Source organism: Amycolatopsis sp. NPDC039088 (assembly GCF_055598845.1).
This window is the reverse complement of sequence record NZ_JBVKAE010000015.1, coordinates 55,867-77,608: the sequence shown is the minus strand read 5'-3', so window position 1 is coordinate 77,608 and position 21,742 is coordinate 55,867. Positions and strand designations below refer to the sequence as shown.

At 67.6% G+C, this 21,742-nt stretch carries 24 protein-coding genes; 14 read left to right on the top strand and 10 right to left on the bottom strand.

All coding sequences use genetic code 11. The features are described 5' to 3' along the window. Positions 1-27 precede the first annotated feature (27 nt). Together ACZ7KI_RS20630 and ACZ7KI_RS20625 are read left to right on the top strand one after the other, a co-directional pair. Positions 28-1,458, top strand: a complete 1,431-nt coding sequence (locus ACZ7KI_RS20630; RefSeq protein ID WP_470274714.1) for a UvrD-helicase domain-containing protein — start codon at positions 28-30, stop codon at positions 1,456-1,458. Continuing rightward, complete coding sequence (locus ACZ7KI_RS20625) at positions 1,455-2,141, top strand: DarT ssDNA thymidine ADP-ribosyltransferase family protein (protein WP_470274713.1); 687 nt, start codon at positions 1,455-1,457, stop codon at positions 2,139-2,141. Before ACZ7KI_RS20630 ends, ACZ7KI_RS20625 begins: the two co-directional genes overlap by 4 nt. On the opposite strand, the gene ACZ7KI_RS20620 is transcribed toward ACZ7KI_RS20625, so the two are convergent. Next, positions 2,091-2,582 (bottom strand): molybdenum cofactor biosysynthesis protein, encoded by a 492-nt coding sequence (locus ACZ7KI_RS20620; protein ID WP_470274712.1) that lies wholly within the window; start codon positions 2,580-2,582, stop codon positions 2,091-2,093. The two genes, ACZ7KI_RS20625 and ACZ7KI_RS20620, sit on opposite strands and share 51 nt — an antisense overlap. Continuing rightward, positions 2,561-3,055 (bottom strand): peptide-methionine (S)-S-oxide reductase MsrA, encoded by a 495-nt coding sequence (gene msrA, locus ACZ7KI_RS20615; protein WP_470274711.1) that lies wholly within the window; start codon positions 3,053-3,055, stop codon positions 2,561-2,563. Before msrA ends, ACZ7KI_RS20620 begins: the two co-directional genes overlap by 22 nt. Before the next feature lie 108 nt (positions 3,056-3,163). Here msrA and ACZ7KI_RS20610 point away from each other — a divergent pair, with 108 nt between their 5' ends. The 6 genes from ACZ7KI_RS20610 to ACZ7KI_RS20585 all read left to right on the top strand — a co-directional run bounded on the left by ACZ7KI_RS20610 (position 3,164) and on the right by ACZ7KI_RS20585 (position 12,589). After that, positions 3,164-3,493 (top strand): hypothetical protein, encoded by a 330-nt coding sequence (locus ACZ7KI_RS20610; RefSeq protein WP_470274710.1) that lies wholly within the window; start codon positions 3,164-3,166, stop codon positions 3,491-3,493. A gap of 87 nt (positions 3,494-3,580) precedes the next feature. After that, the gene (locus tag ACZ7KI_RS20605; RefSeq protein ID WP_470274709.1) at positions 3,581-5,074 is read left to right on the top strand and encodes a TIGR02677 family protein; all 1,494 of its coding nucleotides are present in this window, start codon (positions 3,581-3,583) and stop codon (positions 5,072-5,074) included. After that, on the top strand, positions 5,071-6,303 hold the full coding sequence (locus ACZ7KI_RS20600) for a TIGR02678 family protein (RefSeq protein WP_470274708.1): 1,233 nt from the start codon (positions 5,071-5,073) through the stop codon (positions 6,301-6,303). Before ACZ7KI_RS20605 ends, ACZ7KI_RS20600 begins: the two co-directional genes overlap by 4 nt. Further along, positions 6,300-10,283 carry a TIGR02680 family protein gene (locus ACZ7KI_RS20595; protein ID WP_470274707.1) on the top strand — a complete coding sequence of 1,328 codons (3,984 nt, stop codon included), beginning with the start codon at positions 6,300-6,302 and terminating at the stop codon, positions 10,281-10,283. Before ACZ7KI_RS20600 ends, ACZ7KI_RS20595 begins: the two co-directional genes overlap by 4 nt. Before the next feature lie 120 nt (positions 10,284-10,403). After that, the gene (locus tag ACZ7KI_RS20590) at positions 10,404-11,660 is read left to right on the top strand and encodes an HNH endonuclease signature motif containing protein (protein WP_470274706.1); all 1,257 of its coding nucleotides are present in this window, start codon (positions 10,404-10,406) and stop codon (positions 11,658-11,660) included. 221 nt (positions 11,661-11,881) lie between these two features. Beyond that, on the top strand, positions 11,882-12,589 hold the full coding sequence (locus tag ACZ7KI_RS20585) for a hypothetical protein (RefSeq protein ID WP_470274705.1): 708 nt from the start codon (positions 11,882-11,884) through the stop codon (positions 12,587-12,589). A 17-nt stretch (positions 12,590-12,606) separates the two neighbouring features. Here the strand turns inward: ACZ7KI_RS20585 and ACZ7KI_RS20580 are convergent, their stop codons facing one another. Together ACZ7KI_RS20580 and ACZ7KI_RS20575 are read right to left on the bottom strand one after the other, a co-directional pair. Beyond that, positions 12,607-12,768, bottom strand: coding sequence for a hypothetical protein (locus ACZ7KI_RS20580; RefSeq protein ID WP_470274704.1), 162 nt, complete (start codon positions 12,766-12,768; stop codon positions 12,607-12,609). Positions 12,769-12,819: 51 nt separating this feature from the next. Beyond that, positions 12,820-13,308 (bottom strand): DoxX family protein, encoded by a 489-nt coding sequence (locus ACZ7KI_RS20575; protein WP_470274703.1) that lies wholly within the window; start codon positions 13,306-13,308, stop codon positions 12,820-12,822. An 84-nt stretch (positions 13,309-13,392) separates the two neighbouring features. Between ACZ7KI_RS20575 and ACZ7KI_RS20570 the strand changes: the two genes are divergently transcribed. Continuing rightward, entirely contained in the window at positions 13,393-13,953 is a 561-nt protein-coding gene (locus tag ACZ7KI_RS20570) for a TetR/AcrR family transcriptional regulator (RefSeq protein WP_470274702.1), read from the top strand. On the opposite strand, the gene ACZ7KI_RS20565 is transcribed toward ACZ7KI_RS20570, so the two are convergent. Next, on the bottom strand, positions 13,944-14,711 hold the full coding sequence (locus tag ACZ7KI_RS20565; RefSeq protein WP_470274701.1) for an SDR family oxidoreductase: 768 nt from the start codon (positions 14,709-14,711) through the stop codon (positions 13,944-13,946). The two genes, ACZ7KI_RS20570 and ACZ7KI_RS20565, sit on opposite strands and share 10 nt — an antisense overlap. A gap of 111 nt (positions 14,712-14,822) precedes the next feature. After that, complete coding sequence (locus tag ACZ7KI_RS20560) at positions 14,823-15,377, bottom strand: TetR/AcrR family transcriptional regulator (RefSeq protein ID WP_470274700.1); 555 nt, start codon at positions 15,375-15,377, stop codon at positions 14,823-14,825. Positions 15,378-15,457: 80 nt separating this feature from the next. Between ACZ7KI_RS20560 and ACZ7KI_RS20555 the strand changes: the two genes are divergently transcribed. After that, a complete protein-coding gene (locus ACZ7KI_RS20555; RefSeq protein ID WP_470274699.1) occupies positions 15,458-16,261 on the top strand; it encodes an SDR family NAD(P)-dependent oxidoreductase in 804 nt (267 codons plus the stop codon). Here the strand turns inward: ACZ7KI_RS20555 and ACZ7KI_RS20550 are convergent. Genes ACZ7KI_RS20550 through ACZ7KI_RS20540 form a run of 3 tightly spaced genes read right to left on the bottom strand, consistent with a single transcriptional unit; the run spans position 16,248 to position 18,069 of the window. After that, positions 16,248-16,931 carry a hypothetical protein gene (locus tag ACZ7KI_RS20550; protein WP_470274698.1) on the bottom strand — a complete coding sequence of 228 codons (684 nt, stop codon included), beginning with the start codon at positions 16,929-16,931 and terminating at the stop codon, positions 16,248-16,250. The genes ACZ7KI_RS20555 and ACZ7KI_RS20550 overlap by 14 nt on opposite strands. Continuing rightward, positions 16,928-17,740, bottom strand: coding sequence for an ATP-binding cassette domain-containing protein (locus tag ACZ7KI_RS20545; RefSeq protein WP_470274697.1), 813 nt, complete (start codon positions 17,738-17,740; stop codon positions 16,928-16,930). The genes ACZ7KI_RS20550 and ACZ7KI_RS20545 overlap by 4 nt, the downstream gene beginning before the upstream one ends. Then, positions 17,737-18,069 (bottom strand): PadR family transcriptional regulator, encoded by a 333-nt coding sequence (locus ACZ7KI_RS20540; protein WP_037317652.1) that lies wholly within the window; start codon positions 18,067-18,069, stop codon positions 17,737-17,739. The genes ACZ7KI_RS20545 and ACZ7KI_RS20540 overlap by 4 nt, the downstream gene beginning before the upstream one ends. 163 nt (positions 18,070-18,232) lie before the next feature. Here ACZ7KI_RS20540 and ACZ7KI_RS20535 point away from each other — a divergent pair, with 163 nt between their 5' ends. Then, complete coding sequence (locus tag ACZ7KI_RS20535; protein WP_470274696.1) at positions 18,233-18,601, top strand: YciI family protein; 369 nt, start codon at positions 18,233-18,235, stop codon at positions 18,599-18,601. After that, on the top strand, positions 18,589-19,809 hold the full coding sequence (locus ACZ7KI_RS20530; protein ID WP_470274695.1) for an RNA polymerase sigma factor: 1,221 nt from the start codon (positions 18,589-18,591) through the stop codon (positions 19,807-19,809). Before ACZ7KI_RS20535 ends, ACZ7KI_RS20530 begins: the two co-directional genes overlap by 13 nt. On the opposite strand, the gene soxR is transcribed toward ACZ7KI_RS20530, so the two are convergent. Further along, positions 19,799-20,245, bottom strand: coding sequence for a redox-sensitive transcriptional activator SoxR (gene soxR, locus ACZ7KI_RS20525; RefSeq protein ID WP_470274694.1), 447 nt, complete (start codon positions 20,243-20,245; stop codon positions 19,799-19,801). The two genes, ACZ7KI_RS20530 and soxR, sit on opposite strands and share 11 nt — an antisense overlap. A 52-nt stretch (positions 20,246-20,297) precedes the next feature. Between soxR and ACZ7KI_RS20520 the strand changes: the two genes are divergently transcribed. Next, on the top strand, positions 20,298-20,921 hold the full coding sequence (locus ACZ7KI_RS20520) for a hypothetical protein (protein ID WP_470274693.1): 624 nt from the start codon (positions 20,298-20,300) through the stop codon (positions 20,919-20,921). Then, positions 20,918-21,742 carry an NAD(P)H-binding protein gene (locus tag ACZ7KI_RS20515; protein WP_470274692.1) on the top strand — a complete coding sequence of 275 codons (825 nt, stop codon included), beginning with the start codon at positions 20,918-20,920 and terminating at the stop codon, positions 21,740-21,742. Before ACZ7KI_RS20520 ends, ACZ7KI_RS20515 begins: the two co-directional genes overlap by 4 nt.

Here is a 21,742-nt window from a genome sequence, read left to right as displayed (position 1 = left end):
GCTTGATCAACATGCAATAATCCCGGAATGGGGAACAAGCTTCCTGAACCGCAGGGACAGCAGCGTGAGGTGGTCTATCTGCGAGGCAAAGGACATTGCGTCGCACTGGGGGTAGCCGGTAGCGGGAAGACGGTCATGGCGGTTCGGCGAGCCCGTTACCTGGCGACCGTACCTGGCCTGGGCGGGCCGACCTTGCTCATCACGTTCAACGGAGCCCTGGTCACTTACTTGAAGAGTCTGGTGGACGAAGGATCTGGTGTCACTGTCGAGCAGTATCACGTGTTCGCGCATCGTGTCCTTCGCGAGTTTTTCGAGACGAATCCGCGGATCTGCGACTTCACCACCCGGGACAACTTGATAGCGCGAGCCTTGAAGGATGTTCGACTCGACACCACCGAGCGCTCCGCCGCCTTCAGGAAGCCAGTGCGATTCTTCGCGGAAGAGTTCGATTGGCTCACCGGCAACGGCATCGATGATTTCGGTGATTACCTGAGCGGTGAGCTCGAACGGGTCGGACGCGGATCGAACCTGCTCAAGGCAGACCGGCTGGTCGTTTACAAGGTCTACCGTCGATATCAGGAACTCCTTGCCAACGCCGGCTTCGATCTCGACTGGTCGGGCCTGGCAAGCGACCTCTTGCGCACCCTGAACAGCGAAGTGGCCATGCACGGCTACCGGCATGTCGTTGTGGACGAGGGGCAGGACTTCACCCCTGAGATGATCCGGTCGCTAGCCGCGTTGATACCCGACGATGGCTCACTGACCTTCTTCGGCGACTACGCACAGCAGCTCTATGGAAGCCGGATGTCTTGGAAGTCTCTCGGACTCAAGGTCACCGGCGGAAGGCTGGTGCGATTCGATCGGAACTACCGCAACACGCGCCAGATCGCACAGCTCGCAAAGGCTATATCCGATCATCCGAGGTTCGGTGACGGAATCGAACTGGTGAAGCCTGCCGCCCCTGTCCGCAGTGGCAAGCCCCCTCTCCTGACCGACGTCGACTCTGACATCCGACTGATCGAAGTAGCAGCGCACTTCGCAACGAACCTATGTATCGATCGGAATACCCAGGCGAAGGACCAGCGCGTGGCCGTGCTCTCCAGGGATGGCGCACTCACGGAGCGAATCGCCAGACTGGTGGACCGGCAGCGAACGATCAAGCTACACAAAGGCATGACGAAATGGGATCAGTCTCCAGGTGTCTACTACGGCCCATACAGCGAGGCACGGGGTCTGGAGTTCGACACGGTCGTACTCCCTTTCCGCGCTGAGGACGAGTTGCCGTTGGAATCGAGCATTGAAGCCTTTGGGCTGGAGGAGGCCAAAGTGCGACAGGCGCGTGAGTTGTATGTCGCCGTGACGCGGGCCCGTACCGACGTTGTCCTCATCCATCACGGCCGGCTGGCAAGCGTGCTTCCCGGAGCCGAGTCCGGTATCTACGAACTGATGAGCTCATGAACGAGGTCGTCAACGAAGTCAGACAGCGAGGGATCAGCAGGTTGTGCCACTTCACCAGGGCGGCTAGCCTGGCGCACATCCTCGCGAGTGGAACCTTGCGGGACGTCGAGGACCTGCGAGATTCTGCCGATGCCTACCGGCCGACCGACGATCGGCGGCTGGACGGACACCTCGGTCATATCTCCTTCAGCCTCGAATACCCGAATGCCTGGTATTTCAAGGAGGCTCGCAAGCGAGACGACCAGTTCCTCGAGTGGGTGGTGCTGACAGTGGATCCGGTGCTGCTGGGCACGCCTGGCACCAGGTTCTGCCCACACAACGCCGCAAGGCGTTCCGGCAGCGGAATCCAGGACGGCCTCGACGGCTTCAAAGCGATGTTCGCCGATCGTGTGGGGCTACGTCCACGCGATCCTGAGCACCCGTCGTGGTGGCCGACGGACGACCAAGCGGAGGTCCTGATACCCGGCCCTATCCCGGTCAGCGCGGTGCGGACCGGGATCCTGCAAAGTGCGGCTCAGGCAGCGCTGGAAGATTTCCGCCTCCGCGAGGTCGGGTTGCCGGCACACCCACCGTTCGTGATCGCACCAGACCTTTTCGAGACCGACAAGTTGTCGTCGCAGGTCAGAAGGGGCTTAAGGCCGATCGAGGTCGCCCAGGGGGATCTCCACCGGCCCCACCCGTAGGACCCCGTCATCCAGCGGCACGCATCGCTTCCCGCCGCGCCCGCGCAGAGCGGCAAAGGTGCCGGGTTCGTAGACGACGTCCATCCAAGCGCACGGATTAGCGGGCCGGTGGACCTCGAACCGCACCGGACCATCGCCGGAGTCCAACGTGACAACAGAGCCCCGAGGCAAAGCGTCCACGTCGAACCCCGACAGCACGATGTTCCGCCGAGCCAAAAGCGGGTCACCGGGAACAGACGCCGAGAAAAGCGTCACGGCGGCCGAGCGATGCGCGGGATGGTTGAAGTACCGGTCCCCCACCAGCCCCAGTCCCGCGCGCACCTCGACGAGGTCGCGCGAGACCGGCAGCGGATCAGGGCGCGCCCCCAAGGAGGGACGGCCCTCGTAAGCGTGCACGGATGAGACGTGCAGCGCGACGATCAGCGCTCGCCCAGTTGCCATTCCGGCCGCACGTAGTGGCAGGTGTAGCCGTTCGGGATGCGCTCCAGGTAGTCCTGGTGCTCGGGCTCGGCTTCCCAGAAGTCGCCGGCCTGGGTCACCTCGGTGACGACCTTGCCCGGCCATTTGCCGGAGGCGTCGACGTCGGCGATCGTCTGTTCGGCGATCTGTTTCTGGGTGTCGTCGGTGTAGAAGATCGCCGAGCGGTAGCTGGTGCCGATGTCGTTGCCCTGGCGGTCGCGCGTCGTCGGGTCGTGGATCTGGAAGAAGAACTCCAGGATCTGCCGGTACGACAGTTGCGCCGGGTCGAAGACGATCTCGATGCCTTCGGCGTGCGAGCCGTGGTTGCGGTAGGTCGCGTTCGGCACGTCGCCGCCGGTGTAGCCGACCCTGGTGGAGACGACCCCGGGGTGCCGGCGGAACAGGTCCTGCATACCCCAGAAGCAGCCGCCCGCGAGAACAGCCTTTTCCGTCACTGTTGATCTCCTCTGGTCGTTGACAACCAGTACAACGCGTCCGGCCGTCCCTGTCATCCCCGTCCAAGTGTGACGGAACGCTTACGTCCGCGGTGCGTCTCACGCTAGGTGAAGATCCTGCTCGCGGCACTGGCCCTGCTCTTGACAGTGTGTTCGACCAGTACTGAAGCGTCCCCGACGCCGGAGGAGGCGTTCCGGTTCGGCGGGATCTCGATGCCCGTGAGCGGCAAGGTGCTGGAGACGAAGTCCGACAGGGGTATCGACACGAGATACGAAGTCGTCCTCACCCTTCCGGCGGAGGACGTGCCCGAGCTGCTCAGGGCCTCGAACTTCGCCCCCGGCGTCAAGGAGGACGACCGGCTCGTCGACGGTCGCCATGTCTACCGCAAGGTGAAGATCGATGGCACGACCGTGCACCTCGAGCTGTTCACGACCTGAGCACGCAGCGTGAAAAAGATGGGCCGTTCGGACTCGCCTGGGTGACCCCCTAACGTGTAGCTCCACGCACCATCCGCCGGAGGCCGCATGGATCCGATCCGTGTACCGCCCGAAATGTTCCGTTTCACCGACGGCAGCAGGTCCGGGCTTCCCCTGGCGATCCTGCACGCCTTCGGCGAGGCGAACGAACGGCTCGAGACGGCCCTCGGCATCGACGAACTCCGCACGAGGCTGCGCGCGGTCGGCTGGCTGGAGACGCTGGACGACGAAGAGCTGGTCAAGACGCTGGATCAGCTGCGTGGCCACGGGCATCTCGACGTCGTCCAGAATCACGCGGGCGACTACCGGACGGCCTCCGAGTACGAGCGCCGGAACCTTCAGTATTCGCTCACACGGCAGGGTGAAGCGGCGTACGCGGGCATCATTCGCGCGAACGAAGTGCTCAATTCCACCGGCGCGTTGCAGACGGCGACGCTCGACGCGCTGGGCGAGCGGCTCGGTGAGCTCGTGAAGCAGCTCGAAGACGGCACCGACAGGCGCGTTTTCAGCACGTTGGCCGAAGCCGAAAGTCACCTCGAAGCGTTCCGCGACAACACGAAGCGATTCAACGGCGATCTCCAGCGCCTCCTGCGCGCCGAAGCCGACCTCTCGACGTTTCACGAGGTCAAGGCGTCGACGGTCGCGTACCTCCAGGAATTCCTGAACGACCTGGAGCACCACACGCACACCATCGCCACCCGGATCAAGGAGATCGACGAGTACGGCGTCACGCTGCTGCACCGGCGCGCGCTCAACGGCGCCGCCCTTCCGAGTCCGGATCAGCGCTGGCTGGAACTCCGCAAGGCGCGTTGGGAAGGGCTTCGCGCGTGGTTCCTGCCCGAAGACGGGGCGACGCCGCGGGTCGAGGATCTCCACCAGGTCGCCCGGCGCGCGATCATCACGCTTCTGCAGGTCCTGGACCGGATCACCGAGTCGCGACGACGGGCGAGCAGCGCGGTCGCCGATTTCCGTGAGCTGGCGCGGTGGTTCACCGTCGTTCCCGCGCAGGAGGATCTGCATCGCCTGTGGTCGACGATGTTCGGGCTCAGTTCCGCGCGGCACGCGCATCTCGCTCACGCGGACCCCGAGGTGGTCAGCACGACGGCGTCGTGGCTCGACGCGCCCGCGGTCGAGGTTTCCGAACTGCTCCGCTCCGCGGGCCGCACCGAGCGCTTCACCCGGACCGGCAGGGTCCGTGACGTCTCCGCGCTCAGGGCGGCGAGAGCCGAACGAGCGGTGGAAGAACGCGCCGAACTCGAGGCGGCCTGGAGCATGCTCGACACCGGCGGCGTGGTGCGGCTTTCCGCGTTCGAGAAGCTGGACCACACCGTTTTCGAGCGGTTGCTGGATCTGCTGGGACAGGCGCTCGGCAGCACTCCCGGCACGGGCGGCGCCCGGCGGAGCACCACGTCCGATGGTCAGATCGAGATCATCCTGCGGCCGCCGCGGAACGGCGCGGTCGCGCGTCTGACCACCACAAGCGGCGTCTTCCGCGGACCCGACTACGAGATCGAGATCAGCACGGCCGGAGGCGGCGCGTGAGCCTGACAAACCAGCTGGTCATCGCGGAGCGCGAAGAGGTCGCCCGCGGGATCCGGGCGATGCTGGCCACGCCGCTGATCGGCGAACGTGGCTCCCCCGAGACCTTCGACCTCGTCCGCCGCCGCCGCGAGCCCATCCGGCAGTGGTTCGACTACTACTGCGGCTGGACGCTCACCGTCGAACCCCGGCTCGGCTACGCCCGGCTGGTCAAGGTCCGCGCGGCCGCCGATCCCAGCCGTCCCGCCCGGCGGCTGCGGTCCGGCCGGGCGCCCTTCGACCGGCGGCGTTACGTCCTGCTCTGCGTGGTGGCGGCCGAACTGCTGACGGTGCCGGTGACCACCATCGGCCTGCTCGCCGACCGAGTCGGCCGCGCGAGTGCCGCCGACGACCTCGTCACCACGTTCGACGTCGCCGCCAGGGCCGAGCGCATCGCGTTCGTGGACGTCCTCAAGCTGCTGGAGTCCTTCGGTGTCCTGAGCGTCGCCGACGGCGATCCGGAGTCCTTTGTGGACGAAGTGACGGCGAAGGTGCTGTTCCGGGTCGACGCGACGTTGCTGTTGCGGATGCTCGCGGCCCCGGTCGGGCCGTCGCAGCTCGCCGTACCCGCCGACGACGTCGCGCTGCGGTTCGAAGAACTGCTGGACGCGGTGTCGTACGAGCAGCGCTACGGCCTCTCGTCGGGGCGCCACGAGGACACGCCGAACGCGTCCGACGTCCAGCGGAATCTGTGGCTCCGGCATTCGGTCTTCCGCCGTCTCGTCGACGATCCCGTGCTGTACTTCGCCGAACTGACCGCGGAGGAGCGCGCGTACCTCGCGTCGCCGACCGGACGCCAGTTGCTGCGGCGTGCCGCGGAGCAGGGTGGATTCGTCCTGGAAGAGCGGGCCGAGGGGGTGCTGCTCGTCGACGTCGACGGGCTGGCCACCGACGAGAAGTTCCCGGACGACGGCAGCAACGCCAAGGTCGCCGCGCTCCTGCTGCTCGACGCGCTCGACGAGCCGAGAACGACCGAATATCTGCAGAAGGCCACCGCGAAACTGCTGAAACGGTTCCCGCGCTGGGCCAAGACCTACCGCGGCAAGGACGGCGTGCGACGGCTGACCGTGGACGCGCTCGCGGTACTGACCGGTTTCGGGCTGGTCCGCGTCGAAGGCGAACTCGTCCGGCCGCTCCCGGCCGCCGCGAGATACACCGACCGGGATCCCGGCCGAAACGAGGAGGCGACGTGACCGTGACGAGGTGGATCCCGTCCCGCGCGGGCATCCTCAACATCTGGCGCTACTACGACGAGATCTTCGAGTTCCACGACGGGCGCCTGCTGTTGCGCGGCCCCAACGGGAGCGGGAAGTCGAAGGCGCTGGAGCTGCTGCTGCCGTTCCTGTTCGACGCGAGCCTGCGCGCCAACCGGCTGTCGACCTTCGGCACCAGCGAGCGCAGCATGCACTGGAACCTGATGGGCGAAGGCGCTTCCGGCGCCACACGCGTCGGGTATGTCTGGCTCGAATTCCGGATGGGCGAGGACAAGTGGTTCACCTGCGGCGCGCGGCTGCAGGCGAGCACGCACACCAGCACGGTGCACGCCGACTTCTTCACCACCGGACTGCGCGTCGGTGACGGTCTTCCGCTGGTCAACGAAGCGGGTCAGCCGCTGACCAAGAACGCGCTGGAGGAGCATCTCGGCGAACGCGGGACGGTGCACGCCGGCGCGGCCGAATACCGCACCGAGATCCGCACGAAACTGTTCCCCGGCTTGAGCGAGCAGCGCTACGACGCGTTGATCACCGCGCTCCTCCAGTTGCGGATGCCCAAACTCTCGCAGCGGCTCGACCCGAGCCTGCTGTCCAACCTGCTGTCCCGCGCGCTCCCGCCGTTGGGGCAGCAGGAGATCGCGGACCTCGCCGAGGGGTTCGAACGGCTCGACGCGCAGCGCGAACGGCTGGGTTCGCTGGAGACCGAGGTCGACGCGACCCGTGCGCTCGCCGCGCGGCAGAAGACCTACGCCCAGCGTGTCCTGCGCGCGGGTGCCGCGAACCTCATCGCCGCGACCACCGAACTCGACGAACTCGCCGCGGCCGCCCGCCGGTCGGCCGAGGAGTACGACGAGGTCGCCGCGAAGAAGGAAGCCGCCGAGAAACGCGCGGCGCAGCTCGAAAAGGACGTCGAAGAAGCCGAGGCCCGTATCTCGGGGTTGACCGAATCCGAGTCGTACCAAAAGGGCCAAGAGCTCGACAAGCTGCGGCAACGGACCCGTTCCGCGCGTGAACAGGCAGAATCGCTCCGTGCGGACGCCGACCGGCTCCGCGCCGAAGCGGACGCCGACGAGGAGCGGTCGCGAGCGGCGCGGCAGGTCGCGAAACGGCAGGCCGACCTCGTCCGCGCGCAGGAGACCGAGGTCCGAGCCGCCGCGACCCGCGCGAATCTGGCCGGAGTGCACGACGAACTCGTCGCCGGACTGGACGAACCGGCCCGGCTCCGTCCGTTGCTGCAGGCCGCGATCCGCGGCAAACGCGACCAGGTCGAGGCCGTCGCCAAGACGCTGGACAAACACGAACGCGCCGTCAGCCGCCGTCACCAGGCGGAGGCGGATCTGGACCAGGCGAGGTCGGATTTCTCGGCAGCGCAGGACAAACTGGATCTCACGACGGCCACCCGCGAACTCGCGTTGAGCGACCTGCGCACCAGGCTCGCCGAGTGGGCGATCGGCTGCCGTGAGCTGCGCTTCCCCGACGTGGAAGCGCTCGTGCGGGAGGCGGAAGCGGAAGCCGCGCTGCTGGACAAGGTCAGCGCGGTCGCCGAGACGGTGCTCGAAGACATCATCCGCCAGGAAGCGGCGACGGGCACCGCGCTGACCGCCGTGCGCGCCGAGCATGACGAACTCCTCGTCGAGGCCGGTATGCTCGAAACGGAGGACGTCCTCACCCCCGCGTCGCCGCGCACCCGGACGGCGGACCGGACCGAGATGAGCGGCGCACCGCTGTGGCGACTTGTCGATTTCGCCGCGTCGGTAGGGGAAGACGCCCACGCCGGCATCGAAGCCGCGCTCGAAGGCGCCGGTCTGCTGGACGCCTGGATCAACTCCCACGGTGTCGTCGAGGGACACGACGTACTCGCGGAAACCGGGACGCTGCCGGTGGTTTCGGGGCGTTCGCTCGCCGACGTCCTCGTACCGGAACTCGACGCGGAGCTCTCCCCGGCGAAGATCCGGCGGGTACTGGAAGTGATCGCTTTCGACGACACGCTGCCCGCGGGGCCCGCCGCGATCGGCGCCGACGGCAGCTGGCGGATGGGCAGCCTGGCCGGAAGCTGGACGAAGAAGAGGGCCGCGTACATCGGTTCCTCGGCTCGGCTGCACGCGCGAGAACTCCGGATCGCCGAACTGCGGGACGAGATTTCCGGCCGCGAGAAGACGATCGCCGAACTGGAAGGCGAGTTGGCCGCCCTGCGTGGCAGGCGCGAGCTGATCAAGATCGAACGCGCCGCTCGCCCCAGTCACGAGGATCTTCTTGCCGCGACTGGGGAATTGACCAGGGCCGAGGCCGACCTGACCGCCGCGGACACCGCCGTCCGGCAGCGCGAGACGACCGTCTCCGCATTGGAGATCGAGGCCAAGACCGCCCTGCACGAGCTGACCGCACAGGCTTCGGAAAGCGGGCTGCCGACCGAACGCGCACCGCTGACCGCGCTCGCCACGGCACTGCGGACCTACTCCGACCAGGGTGAGAACTGGTTGTACGAGCACGGCGTCCTGCTCACGGCGACCCAGCGGGCCGAGACCTTCGCCGAGCAGGCGGCGCGCTCGGAAGCGAACGCGGCCCGGCGCGAGGAGGAGGCCACCGAGGCGGAGGCCGAGCGCACCAAACTCGCCGCGATGCTCGAAGCGATCGAAGGCACCGTCGGCACCGGGCAGCGCGAGGTGCTCGCCGAAGTCGAGGCCCTGCGCACGAAACTGCGCGAACTCGGCGACGAACTGCGGACCGCGAACCGGACGGCCACGGATCTGGCGGTGCGGCTGGGCGCGCTCGGTGTCCAGCGCACGACCGACGCGAACGCCCGCGAAGACGCCGCGGCCAAGCAGGACGCGGCCGCGCACCGGTTCCGGAAGCTCGCCACCGGGGTCTTCCCGGCGGACGGCGGGATCGAGGACCTGCCGAAGTTCCAGGCCACCCTGTCCGCGTCCGAAGGAGTGCGGTCCGCGCTCGACACCGCCCGGCTGGTCGCCGCGGCGTGGCCGTCCGTGCCGCACGCCCCGAGCAACCTCGGCGAGGCACTGCACCGGCTTTCCGAAGCCGTGCACACCTGCCGGAACACGCTCAGTTCGCGCGCGGAACTCGATCTGGAGACCGACGAAGACGTCCAGATCTTCACCGCCGTCGTCGACGGGCTGCGGGTCGGCGCGGCCGAACTGCTGAAGATCCTTTACGCGGAGGCGGAACAGAGCAGGCACGAGATCACCGACCGCGAAAGCGACCTGTTCGACAAGACGCTGACCGGTGACACCCGCCGTCATCTCGCGGCCCGCATCCGGCAGGCCAACGACCTCGTCGACGGGATGAACGCGCGTCTGGAACGGGTGCGGACCGCGTCGCGGGTCGCCGTCCGGCTGGTCTGGCAGGTCTCACCCGACCTGCCGCCGGGCACCAAGACCGCGCGGGATCTCCTGCTGAAGGACCCGGACCAGCTGACCACGGAGGACCGCGAATCACTGCACAAGTTCTTCCGTGAACGCGTCGAACAGGCGAAGGCCGACGACACCGCGACCAGCTGGGAGCAGCAGCTCGCGCAGGTCTTCGACTACACCTCCTGGCACCGGTTCGTGGTCAAGGTGGACCGTGCCAACGGAGCGGGCTGGCAGCTGCTGACCAAGAAACTGCACGGCGCGCTTTCCGGTGGGGAGAAGGCGATCGCGTTGCACCTGCCGCTGTTCGCCGCCGTCGCCGCGCACTATCAGGCCGTGCCGGAGGCACCGAGGGTGATCCTGCTCGACGAGGTGTTCGTCGGCGTCGACACCACCAACCGGGGGCAGGTGTTCGGGTTGCTGTCCGCGCTCGACCTGGACCTGATGCTGACGTCGGACCACGAATGGTGCACCTACGCCGAACTCAGCGGCGTCGGGATCCATCAGCTGATCACCGGGGGCGACGGTGACGACGCGGTGACCACGGCCCGGTTCACCTGGAACGGGCACGACCTCCAGCCTGCCGGGCATTAGGCTGAGCGGCTGTCCTGACACGTGGCGGGTCGTGAGGCATTCCCCGTTGTCGGAAATCGGCAACGTCTTACGGTGGGCGTGTGATCGGAAACTGTCGGTGGTCGATCGTATGTTCGTCGGGTGGATACCTACAAGGCGGCGCCTGTGGCGCTTCTCGAGGACATTGTTGATCCTGACCTTTTGGAGTTGGTCAATGCTTCGGTAGTTTCGTTGGGAGATAAGGATTCCGTGGCTGTGGCGAAGGCTGCGTCGGCAGGGATCGCGCGGTTGGAGGCGGTGCGGTTTCGGGCGTTGGCTCAGCTGAGCCGGCATCGTGGGGGTGCGGGGAGTGTGGTGCAGGAAGTCGCGGTCGAGTTGTCTTTTATGGACAATCACGCGGGTGCGATGGTCTCCGCCGCGGCCGCGTTGACCACGCGTCTGCCTTGCACGCTGGCGTTGATGGATCGGGGGAAGCTGTCTGGTTTCGGTGCGATGAAGGTCGTCGCTGCCACGGCGTGGTTGTCGGATGAGAACGCGCGTGCTGTGGATGCGGTGCTGGAGGATCGGTCGCCGGGCAGGAATGCCGATCAGATCCGGAAGGCGGCGAATCACGCGGCGAACATGGTGGATCGTGATGGTGCGGATAAGCGTGCGAAGCATAACCGGGAGGGGCGTCGTCTCAGGTTGCGGCAGGGCGAGACCGGGGTGGCGTCGATCGAGGTCGAGGACGGTCCCGCCGAGAAGGTCACCGCTGCTTACCGGCGGATCGATCGTGAAGCCCGCGCCTTGCGGAAGGATGGGGAGACCCGGACGCTGGATCAGTTGCGTGCGGATATCGCGCTCGATCTGCTGCTCGGCGGGCAGGGCGGTACCAGTGAACGTACCGAGGTGTTCCTGTACATGGATCTGTTCACCTATCTCGGGCTGAACAACGATCCGGCGGAGCTGGCTGGGCATGGCCATATTCCGGCGGGGTTGGCCCGGCACATCGCGACCGGGCCGGACACGGTGTTGCGCCGGATCGTCACGGATCCGTTGTCGGGGCAGGTGCTGGATCTGGGGCGGGATCGGTATCGGCCGTCGGCGGGGCTGGGCGAGTTTGTGCGGGTGCGGGATCGTGAGTGTCGAAGACCCGGCTGCGGGCGTCCGGCGCAGGCCTGCGATCTGGACCATGTGGTGCCGTGGCAGTTCGGCGGCCACACCAACGCCGACGAGTTGATCGACCTCTGCCGCCGCGACCACCGCCTCAAAGACGAACCCGGCTGGACCTATCGCCTCGCCCCTGACGGCACCCTGACCGTCACCACCCCCACCGGACACAGCTCCGACAGCACACCACCGCCCCTGCACGAACCCCGCACCGAAGGCCCTCTGGCCGGCGAACCGCCACCGTTCTGAGCGCCGTTGCCGGGAAACGGCGATCGCGACCGGGTACAGCCGATGTGTAGCGCTGACAGTCAAAGTCGCTCCGGCTCCCGACCGGCGGACGAAACCCTTCATCGCCGAAAAACGACGACAGCTCGCGCAGGCTCCAACGACCAGTCCACCCACGGTCTGAGCCGCCGGAGTCCGACCGCGGGCCGATCCGCGCGGGCGCCCGGATCGACAGACTTACCGGTATGCCAACCGATTACGTCTTCCCCGGCCGCCGCGCCGCCGCGGTCTCGATGGTGCTGGGCCCGATCCTGCTGCTCACCGGAACGCTGCTGCGCTCGCGATTCGACTTCTTCTTCCCCAGCCAGCTCAGGGCGATGAGCGAACATCCCGCACTGATGACCGCTGCCTACACCTGTTTCCTGGCGGGCACCGTCCTACTGTGGCCCGCGATCGTCGCGCTCGCCACGAAGATCGGACGGACCCGGCCGGCGCTGGCCACCTGGGCGGGCATCTTTGTCCTCATTGGACTCTTCGAGCGGACCTTCCATGCCGGGATCGACCAGGCCGCGCTGGGCCTCGCCGAACGACGCGGCGCCGGCTTCGCCGAGAGCGTGGTCAGCGAGTCGTATCAGGACCTGCACCTGTTCAGTTTTCTTTCGTTCACCATCATGTTCGGCTGGTATCTGCTCGCCTTCGCCGCTTATCGCGCGAAGGTGCTCGGCATCGCGCGGTCGATAGCGCTGGCCACGATGGGACTTCTGCCACTGGGCGTGTTGAAGGGAACCGAAATCGTGTCGATCATCGGTACCGCCGGGCTTTGCGTCGCGTTGGTTCCGGCCGGTATCCGAACATTACTGGAAAGTCCCAAACCGGATCGGAAGACGGTGTTGTTGACGGCCCTGGCCATTCCGGCACTGGGCGCGCTCGCTTTCGCGAGCACCATGGGGTGAAACCTCCCGTGCGGCCTTCAGACCAGCCGTACGGGCGCTTTCCCTGTTCTGTCACCGGATTCGTGATCGTGCCCCGCCGGGAGACAGCTCATCAGCAGTACGAGACCGACCGCACCGAGAAGCATGTGCCCGGCGAGGATGCACAGCCCACAGAATCCGATCCACAATGAGATCTTCATTCCCAGATGGTAGGGCCGTACTCCACCGCCGGGCCCGTACTTGGGAAAGACTTAAGGTCTCCTTTGGGAAAAGGGACTGGTCGGCGTACGCGCGTAATGCACCACCAGGGAGACCGTCGCGGCCAGGAAGACCACTTGCATCAGGCTCCGCGGCACCAGTTCGTCCATCGTCGAAGTCACCGGCCCGTTCAGGGCTTTGTACACGTTCGCCGGGAACATCCCCAGCAGCAGGACGGTCAGCCCGCCTGCCGCCCACGGCGCCGTGCACGACCACAGCACTCCCGCGGCGCCCGCCAGTTCGAGGACACCGGTGATCGTGACCAGCAACCCGGGCGCGGGCAACGCCGGCGGCACCATCGCGACGAGCTCCTCACGCATACCGATGAAATGCGCGAGGCCGGTCGTGACGAACAGTGCCGCGACGCCGCCGCGCACGGCCACCGGCCAGGGCCGCAGACGCCGCACGCCCGCCGCCCCGAGCAGGAACAACGTCGCCGTGACGACGACCAACATGAGGACGGGTACGAGACCGGGATCCATGACCGATGCCTTCCGGACGGAGAAACTTTCCACTGACAAGATGCGCTGTTGCGGCTCATCTTGTCAATGACTAGATTCATCGGCATGAGTCCGTACCACCATGGCGACCTTCGCCGGGCCGTCCTCGACGCCGCCATCGCGGCCATCACCGAACACGGCCCGGCGGGGATCAGCCTCCGCGACCTGGCCCGGCGCGCGGGTGTTTCCCACGCCGGACCGGTACACCACTTCGGCGACAAGGCCGGGGTGCTCACCGCACTGGCCGCCGAGGGGTTCGGACTGCTCGCGGACGCCCTCGCCGCCGCCGAGGAGCGCACGCGTGACTTCGTGGAGGTCGGGGTGGCCTACGTGCGGTTCGCGATCGAGCATCGCGCGCATTTCGAGGTGATGTTCCGTCCCGAACTCCACCGCGAGGACGACGCGGCGCTGGTCGCCGCCCGCGACCGCGCGGGTCACCTGCTGACCAGCGGAGCGTCGTCGGTCAGCGACGACGGGATGGCGGGAGTCGCCGCGTGGTCGCTGATGCACGGTTTCGCGAACCTGTGGCTCACCGGCGCGCTGCGTGCCGAGCATCTCGAGGATGCGGACACCGCCGCCCGTGCGATCGCCCGGATCCTCTTCTCCGGAACCTCGGCTCAGACCTGACCGGTGGGCATCACGGTGACCTGCTGGAGGTTCACCCGCGCCGGAAGCGAGGTCAGGAACGCCACGGTCTCCGCGATGTCGTCCGGCTCCAGCCAGGTCAGCGTCTCGCGCACGCCGTCCAGCCATTCGAGCGCGCCGGGGTCGGTGACGTGGCCTTGCAGCTCGGTCTTGACCAGACCGGGCTCGACGGCCGCGACCCGCACACCCTTCGGGCCGAGATCCGCGCGAAGGTTCTTCGAAAGGTGCGTGACAAACGCCTTCGACGCCACGTAGACGGCGAAGGACGGGAAGACGGCCTGCGCGCCGATGGACGAGGTGTTCACCAGGTCGGCCACGCCCTTTTCGTCCGCCGAAGCGACCAGCTGCGGGACGAAGGCACCGATCGCGTTCATCAGGCCCGACATGTTGACGTCGATCATGCGCTGCCAGTCGCCGGTCGCGAGTTCGTCGATCGGCGCGGCCAGCATCACGCCCGCGTTGTTGAACAGCAGGTCGGCACGGCCCAGCTTCGCTTCGACCTCGGCCGCCGCGGCCCGCATCGCGTCGGCGTCGGCGACGTCGGCCGCGAGTACGAGCGCGGTACCACCGTCCTGTTCGATCTCCTTGGCGAGCGTTTCCAGCCTGTCCGCCCGGCGGGCGATGAGCGCGACCGCCGCGCCGGAGGCGGCGAGCCGTCGTGCGGCCGCCTCGCCGATGCCGCTGGACGCGCCGGTGACGACGGCGACCCTGTTCGCGTGTCGTGCCGGGGAGTTCGTCATCTCTGTCTCTCCTAAGTGGACTCGTTATCGCGTTCTGAGTCCAGGAAACCGCTCAGGGCGGAGAGAAGGAACGGTCTGCTCAACCTAGGTCCGGCAGTACCAGCCAGGACCTCAGGCCGCGAGCGCGCCGAGTACGAGAGCGGCGTGCTTGCGCCAGACGTCATCGCCCTGCGAAGAGGTCAGTTCGACGATCCGGCCGAGGGCGAGGATCTGCAGGCCGATGTCGGCGGAGGTGATCCCGGCCCGCAGGCGGCCCTCTCGTAGCGCGCGTTCGACCAGGTCGTCGAGACTCTCGGCGAGGTGTGCGCGGCAAGCTTCGAGCGCGCCTTCGGTGACGGTGAGCCCGTCGAGGAAGGCCCGGTGACGGGCCATCATCGCCAGCGTCCGCTCGACGAACAGGCCGATCCCCTCCCACGCGTCCTCGGCGGCCTTCGCGCGCTCGGAAACGGCCGTCCATTCGGCGACATCCTCCGCCAGCACGGCTTCGACCAGGTCGTCCTTGGTCGGGAAGTGCCGGTACAGGGTGGCGACGCCGACGCCGGCCCGCCGCGCGATCTCCCGGACGTCGGTCGCGAGACCGCGTTCGGCGAAGGTCTCGCGCGCGGCGTCCAGTACCTGCGCCCGGTTCCGCGCCGCGTCCCAGCGCTGACGTCGCGAAGTGGTCATGTCGCGATCCTAGCTGTTCCGGAACGAATGTTTCGGATAGAGTGCATTCCGGAACAAGTGTTCCGGAACAGGAGGAGACCATGTCCACGTTCGTGATCACCGGGGGAACCGACGGCCTCGGCCGCGCACTGGCGGCCGACCGGCTCGGTGCAGGCCACACCGTCGTCGTGGTGGGCCGCAGCGAAGCGAAATTCCGTGAGCTGGCAAGGAACGGCGACGCGCACTTCTTGAAGGCCGACCTTCGCGAAGTCGCGGAAAACCTGCGTGTCACCAAGGAGATCGCCGCACGGTTCCCCGTCGTCGACACGCTGGTGCTCGGTGCCGCGTACGTGCACCGAGACCGACAGCTGACCAGCGAAGGCTTCGAGCACAACTTCGCGCTCTACTACCTGAGTCGCCACATCTTCGCGTCGGAACTCCAGGGAGCCCTCGGCGCCGCCGAGCGGCCGCTGATCCTCGACACCACCGTCCCCGGCGCACCGGCAGACGCCGTCCACTGGGCCGATCTCCAGCTGGAACGGGACCATAGCTGGAAGATCGCGAATCTCCAGAGCCGTCGGCTCGGCCTGTTGTCCGCGTTCCGGCTGGCGTCCGACCACGTGCGGTACGTGCTCTACAACCCCGGCTTCGTTCGCACGAGTCATCAGGGCGCGCTCGGCAGGACGTCGCGCGCGATGGTCGGCGTTCTCGCGAAGGTCCTCGGCACTCCACCCGAAAAGGCCATCCGGCCGATGCTCGATCTCATCGAGAACCGGCCCGAAGCACCGTTGAGCGCCTACATCCGCGACAAGCGCGTCGAACTCGACACCGCCACCCACGAAGAAGCCGAGCGGCTCCATCAGGAAACCGCCCGGCTACTGGAGAAAACGGTTAAACGAACTTGAGATGCGAGCGGCGCCGCAGCCGGAATCCCGAAGCGACGGCGACCGCCGCGAGCAGTACCGCCATCGAGATCACCCCGTGCGCGATCCCCCTGGTCAGATAGCCGGAGTCGGTGTGGTCGATGGCGTAGGTCCCGATCTCCCGGCTCGACCAGAACGGCAGCAGCCGTGCGACCAGGCTCGACGGATCGGCCATCATCTGCAGGCCGACGACCACCAGCAGGACCAGCGTCCCTTCGAGTTCGCGCGGCAGCACCGAACTGAGCGCGAGCCCGAACGGCGCCGACACGGCGACCGTCAGCACCATGATCAGGCCGACCGAGCCGTACCGGACGTCGTGCTGGTCGACGAGGATCAGCACGAAGTACGGCGCGGACAAGACCAATCCGACCGTCCACAGTGCACTCAACCGGCCGAGGTACAGGTGATGGGAGCCGTAGCCCGAAAGCCGCAGCCGGGGTTCCATGGCACGGCTCGCGCTGCCGGCGAACAGCGCGGCGGTGCTCAGCGCCCAGCCGAGGCCGAGGCAGACGAACCGGATCGACTGGCCGAGGTGGTCACCGCGCCTGCTCAGGTAGAACACCAGCGGCAGCAACAGGAGGATCAGCAGGACCGCCCGGCGGCGCAGAAGTTCGCGCAGCGCCATTTCGGCGACCGTCAGTACCTTCTTCACGCGACCGCCTTCCGGGCCGGGGAGAGTTCGAGCACGGTGTCCACCCGGTCGAGCTGGTTGAGCAGGTGGGTGACCACGACGATGGCCTTGCCCGCCTCCCGCCATTGCCAGACCTGGTGCCAGAAGTCGAGGTAGGTGCCTTTGTCGAAACCCTGGTAGGGCTCGTCGAGCAGGAGGACGTCCGGTTCGCCGAGCCCGGCCAGTACCAGGTTCAGTTTCTGCCGTGTCCCGCCGGACAGATGCCGCGCTTGTTTTCCCCGCCCCGGCGTCCAATCCAGCGCCGAGGCTCGGGCTCCACCGATCCGGGCCGACTCCTCACGGCTCATCCCGCGGCCCGCCCCGATCAGGACGAAATGCTCACCCGCGTCGAGGAAGTCCGCCGTGCCGCCGTCCTGCGGGCAGTAGCCGAGCGAACCGCGGACGCGGACCTCGCCCTTGTCCGCGCCGGTCAGCCCGGCGCAGATGCTCAAGAACGTGCTCTTGCCGCAGCCGTTCGCGCCGATCACCGCGGCGACCTCCCCCGACCGCACGACGAGGTCCACCCCGTTCAGCACCGTCTGGCGGCCGTACTTCTTCGTGATGCCGCGCGCTTCCAGCAGCACCTCGCCCGGACGGCGCCGTGGCCGCCCCACGCTTTCGGCGACAGCCGAGGCGTACGCGGGCGGCGGCCCGAAGACCCGCATCGGATCCCCGCCGCTCTCCCGTAGATGCACCGCGGCCTCCGCGACCACCTGCCGCGCGGCGTCCTCCCCGACGCCGCGACGGCGTAGTTCGTGCGCCAGCGCGGTGAGCCATGCGTCGTGGTTCATCTTCCCTCCCGCAAGATCGAGGCCACCCCGGCGGAGAACTCCTGCCAGTCGGCGGTGGCGTGCCGCAGCGTTTCCCGGCCTGCCGCGGTGATCCGGTAGTACTTGCGCGCGGGCCCGGCCGTCCCGTCCCGCCAGCTCGCGGTGACCAGGCCGAACCGCTGCAACCGCAACAGCACCGGGTAGAGCGTGCCGCCCTGGATGGGGCCGAGCCCGGCGGCGTCGAGCGACTGGGCCAGCTCGTAGCCGTAGGACTCGCGCTCGGCGACCAGCGCCAGCACGCACGGTGCCAGCACTCCCCGCAACCACTGGCCTCGCCGGTCCTGATCCACGACGAGCAATGTAGCAGTACTACCTAGATAGCACTACAAGCTAGTTTGACCTGCGACAATACGTCGGCGAAGAAAAATCCGGGAAAATATCGCCGCCGCTGTCGAATCGGCGGGACGCCCTTCGTATAGGGGGTGACAAGCCGCTCCGAACAAGGAGGACGCCATGACCCAGTACCTCATCAGCCTGTACCAGCCCGACGGCCCCACCCCGCCGCCGGAGTTCCTCGAACCGATCGCCCGCAAGCTCCGGGCGCTTAACGAAGAAATGCGGGCGGCGGGTGCCTGGGTGTTCGCCGCCGGGCTGCACCCGCCGACCACCGCGACGGTGCTCCAGGCCAAGGAGAGCGGCGACATCGTGATGACGGACGGCCCGTACGTCGAGGGCAAGGAGCATCTCGGCGGGTTCACCATCGTCGAGGCGCCGGATCTGGACGCCGCACTCGCATGGGGCCGCCGGATCGCCGAGATCACCTACCTGCCGATCGAGGTCCGGCCGTTCCAAGGCGAGGAAGACCCTTCGTGCGTCCCCTGACCAGCGAGGACATCGCCCGGATCTTCACCGAGGAGTACGGGCGCGCGGTGGCGGTCCTGGTCCGCGTCTTCGGCAGCATCGACATCGCCGAAGAGGCGGTCCAGGACGCCTTCGCCGCGGCCGTGGACCGGTGGCCGTCCACCGGTCTGCCACCGAGCCCGGCGGGCTGGATCATCACGACCGCCCGCAACAAGGGCATCGACCGGCTGCGCCGGGAAGCCGCGCGCGACGACAAACACGCGCAAGCCGCGCTCATCCACGCGGGTGACGAAGCCGAGGAGGAGGGTCCCGTGCGCGATGATCGCTTGAGGCTGATCTTCACCTGCTGCCATCCCGCGCTCGCCGTCACCGCGCAGGTCGCGCTGACGTTGAAACTGCTGGGCGGGCTGACCACCGGCGAGATCGCGCACGCCTTCTTCATTCCCGAAACGACGATGGCGCAGCGGCTGGTCCGGGCGAAGGGCAAGATCCGCGACGCGAAGATCCCCTACCGCGTCCCGGAAGACGCCGACCTGCCGGACCGGCTGCGTTCGGTGCTCGCCGTGGTGTACCTCGTGTTCAACGAGGGGTACACGGCCAGTTCCGGTGACCGGCTGGTGCGGGAGGACCTGTGCGCCGAAGCGATCCGGCTCGGCAGGCTGCTCGCCGAACTGATGCCCGACGAACCCGAAATCACCGGATTGCTGGCGCTGATGCTGCTCACCGAGTCCCGCCGCGCCGCCCGCACCGGCACGGACGGCGACGTCGTACTCCTGGCCGAACAGGATCGGTCGCGATGGAACCGGGAACTGATCGACGAGGGGCAGACGCTGATCCGCGCCTGCCTGCGGCGGAATCAGCCGGGGCCGTACCAGATCCAGGCGGCGATCAACGCCGTCCACAGCGACGCCGCCGACGCGGAAAGCACCGACTGGTCGCAGATCGTGCAGCTGTACGACCTGTTGCTGACGATGAACCCGACCCCGATCGTCGCGCTCAACCGGGCCGTCGCGGTGGCCGAAGTGGACGGTCCCGGCTCGGCACTCGACGTCGTCGATGGCCTGCGGCTGGAGAAATACCATCTGTACCACGCCATCCGCGCCGATCTGCTGCACCGGCTCGGCCGCGAGGCGGAATCGGCGCTGGCGTACGAGGCGGCGATCCGGCAGGCGGAGAACAGCGCCGAACGCCGTCTGCTGGAACGGAAACTGGCCGCGGTCAGTCCTTGATCAGCCGGGCCGGGCCTGGTCCCTTCGCGGCGAGGAAGTCGGCGGGATTGACCAGCACGCACTGATCGAAGGACAGGCAGCCACAGCCGATGCATTCGGTGAACCGGTCGCGCATGCACTCCAGCTGCTCGATGCGTTTGTTGAGTTCGGCGCTCCAGCATTCGGAGGCACGCCGCCAGAACGCGTGGTCCGGCGCGGCACCCTCCGGCAGGAAGGAGAGCACGGAGCCGATCACCTCCAAGGGGATGCCGAGGGTGTGCGACGCGCGGATGAACGCGACCAACCGCAGCGTCGCCCGCGGGTACCGGCGCTGGTTTCCGCTGGTACGCCTGCTGCTGATGAGGCCCTGGCGCTCGTAGAACCGCAAGGCGGAGGTGGCGACCCCACTGCGCCGGGACAGCTCCCCGATGGTGAGTTCGGACGGCAGTTCGGACATGTCCGCCATCCTAGCTTGACTTAAACCCTTGTTTAAGTTCCAAGCTGGAGGCATGACAGCACAGGGGATCGCGAAAATGACCATCCACAAGGGAGATTGGCCGACACCGGCGGACGGGCTGGTCGCGGTGGCACGGGAACACCCGGACGCCGACGCGGCGCAGGCGGCGTTCGAGGCGCGAGCGAACGGAGCCGAAGGCCTCGTCTCCGTCACCGCGTACGAGGGAGTCGGCCACGACGGTGCCTTCACCTACGAGCAGTGGACCAGCGAAGACGCCATCAAGGACTTGCACGGCGCGCCGGTGTACCGCCTTTACCGCGGCGGACGCGGCGAGGGCGAGCCCGGGGTGCTCGTGGTCGTCTCGGTCGAGTTCGACCGTGCCGACGAGCGGCAGCAGCGCGAATGGGTCGACCTCGTCTTCGCGGCGCTGGACTCGGAACCCACCCCGGCATCCGGCGGCGTTTCGGGCTTCTTCCACCTCAGCACCGACGGCCGCCGGATGCTGAACTACGCCGAATGGGTCAGCGAGGCAGCCCATATCGCCGCGCTGGAGGCGCCGGGCGACAGCGGCGGCATCGGTACGACCGACGCCTGGAAGGCGGTTCGTCAGCACCCGGGTATGAAGAGCTCGACGGTCAAGCGGTACCGCCCGGTCGTGTCGGCGGTGGCGGCATGAAGCCGATCCTGGTGACCGGTGCGACGGGGAACGTCGGCGCGCAGATAGTCGGCCAATTGCGGGCGAGGGCCATTCCGGTCCGGGCGTTGAGCAGGAACCCATCGGGCGACGGCGTCCGCGGTGACCTGGCGAAACCCGAAACGATCGCACCGGCGCTCGACGGCGTCGACACGGTGTTCCTGATGCTCTCCGGCTCGGCTGAAGCGCTCCTGCCCACGGTGTCGCTGCTGGGCGAACGGGTGAAACGCGTGGTGTTCCTTTCCTCCGGCGCCGTCGACGATTCCTCGGCGGAACAGAACAATCCGATCGGTGCCTGGCACCGGGTCGTCGAGGAGGCGATCGAAAACACCGGCGTGGACTGGACGTTCCTGCGACCGCAAGGGTTCGCGACCAATACCCTCGCCTGGGCGCCGTCGATCCGTTCGGACGGCGTCGTCCGCGGGGCATACGGCGAAGCGGCGATGTCGCTGATCCACGAACGCGACATCGCCGCGGTGGCCGTCGAGGCCCTGACCGGCGACGGGCATGCGGGAGCGAAGTACGTCCTCACGGGCACACGGCCGCTCACCCACATCGACCAGGTGCGGCTCATCGGCGAGGCCGCCGGGCGTCCGGCTCACTGGGAGGAGATTCCCCTGGACGAGGCCAGGGCGGCCATGCTCGCGAACATGCCGGACTTCGTCGTCGACACGATGCTGGCCGGGTTCCGCGCACTGGTGAAAGAGCCCGGTGAGGTCACCTCGACCGTCGAGGACGTCACCGGCAGGCCGGCGCTGGACTTCGAGGTCTGGGCGGCCGACCACGCCGCCGCCTTCCGGTAG

Coding starts and splice junctions, on each gene's coding strand:
- ACZ7KI_RS20630 (WP_470274714.1), top strand. CDS start 28: ATGGGGAACAAGCTTCCTGAACCGCAGGGACAGCAGCGTGAGGTGGTC.
- ACZ7KI_RS20625 (WP_470274713.1), top strand. CDS start 1,455: ATGAACGAGGTCGTCAACGAAGTCAGACAGCGAGGGATCAGCAGGTTG.
- ACZ7KI_RS20620 (WP_470274712.1), bottom strand. CDS start 2,582: ATGGCAACTGGGCGAGCGCTGATCGTCGCGCTGCACGTCTCATCCGTG.
- ACZ7KI_RS20605 (WP_470274709.1), top strand. CDS start 3,581: ATGGATCCGATCCGTGTACCGCCCGAAATGTTCCGTTTCACCGACGGC.
- ACZ7KI_RS20585 (WP_470274705.1), top strand. CDS start 11,882: ATGCCAACCGATTACGTCTTCCCCGGCCGCCGCGCCGCCGCGGTCTCG.
- ACZ7KI_RS20580 (WP_470274704.1), bottom strand. CDS start 12,768: ATGAAGATCTCATTGTGGATCGGATTCTGTGGGCTGTGCATCCTCGCC.
- ACZ7KI_RS20575 (WP_470274703.1), bottom strand. CDS start 13,308: ATGGATCCCGGTCTCGTACCCGTCCTCATGTTGGTCGTCGTCACGGCG.
- ACZ7KI_RS20570 (WP_470274702.1), top strand. CDS start 13,393: ATGAGTCCGTACCACCATGGCGACCTTCGCCGGGCCGTCCTCGACGCC.
- ACZ7KI_RS20565 (WP_470274701.1), bottom strand. CDS start 14,711: ATGACGAACTCCCCGGCACGACACGCGAACAGGGTCGCCGTCGTCACC.
- ACZ7KI_RS20560 (WP_470274700.1), bottom strand. CDS start 15,377: ATGACCACTTCGCGACGTCAGCGCTGGGACGCGGCGCGGAACCGGGCG.
- ACZ7KI_RS20555 (WP_470274699.1), top strand. CDS start 15,458: ATGTCCACGTTCGTGATCACCGGGGGAACCGACGGCCTCGGCCGCGCA.
- ACZ7KI_RS20545 (WP_470274697.1), bottom strand. CDS start 17,740: ATGAACCACGACGCATGGCTCACCGCGCTGGCGCACGAACTACGCCGT.
- ACZ7KI_RS20535 (WP_470274696.1), top strand. CDS start 18,233: ATGACCCAGTACCTCATCAGCCTGTACCAGCCCGACGGCCCCACCCCG.
- soxR (WP_470274694.1), bottom strand. CDS start 20,245: ATGTCCGAACTGCCGTCCGAACTCACCATCGGGGAGCTGTCCCGGCGC.
- ACZ7KI_RS20520 (WP_470274693.1), top strand. CDS start 20,298: ATGACAGCACAGGGGATCGCGAAAATGACCATCCACAAGGGAGATTGG.
- ACZ7KI_RS20515 (WP_470274692.1), top strand. CDS start 20,918: ATGAAGCCGATCCTGGTGACCGGTGCGACGGGGAACGTCGGCGCGCAG.